Source organism: Erwinia sp. V71, from assembly GCF_965644245.1.
Taxonomy (GTDB): domain Bacteria; phylum Pseudomonadota; class Gammaproteobacteria; order Enterobacterales; family Enterobacteriaceae; genus Erwinia.
In genome coordinates this window covers 1-686 of record NZ_CBFFRK010000277.1, presented here as the reverse complement: position 1 = coordinate 686, position 686 = coordinate 1, and the positions used below count along the sequence as shown (strand labels likewise).

1 protein-coding gene is annotated in these 686 nt (G+C 42.4%); it reads left to right on the top strand.

Going from position 1 to position 686, the window contains the following annotated elements:
• Nucleotides 1–49 precede the first annotated feature (49 nt).
• On the top strand, nt 50–676 hold the full coding sequence (locus ACSZO1_RS22645) for a hypothetical protein (protein ID WP_437616651.1): 627 nt from the start codon (nt 50–52) through the stop codon (nt 674–676).
• The last annotated feature ends 10 nt before the right edge of the window (nt 677–686 follow it).

Below are 686 nucleotides of genomic sequence, written 5' to 3'. Positions count from 1 at the left end.
AGGATAGCTTATCGGTAGCTAACCGTCCCTCCATCCACATGACCAAGCGTTGCACTTATTATCTGAATTCGCGGGATTCCAGAATGGCATTAAATTTAATCTGAATAATACTTACCTGACTTATTTTGATGGCTGCCACTTTGAACAAAATCATTACAATGTATTGATTCCCGCGCAAACCTCGACCGATTCCGGCGAGCGCATCTCGATGAATAACTGTACACTGGCGGCCTGTGGTGACTCTCATTTGAATGTGCAGGCATCAGGTATTGATATTAATTTTATTAATTGCTCATTTGACTTTAGCCACGCTTATGCGATTCGCGTCGGAGTCAGTGCCGGTTACTCGAAGTTTTCATTTGATAACTGCCATTTTGAAGACTGGGATCAAACCTTTATGTACTGTGAAGGTTCGGTATCACTGGCGAATTTGTCCTTTTATTTCACCAATAGTCTCTTTTTACCGCGTGCTCAGAACAATGCAGAACTGACGAACTCACCTTCGCGTCCACTCTTTGCATTGCAGAATGGCGTTATTGTTTATATTGATAATTATGAAGTTCGTGTTGAAAAACGGGCTTACAGTGATTCACTTGAATGGAATAGCACCGCGCGAATTCAGATAATAAGTGCAACGCTCGGACATGATTGTGGAGAGTGTAGGAGGAAGGGTTAACTACCGATAA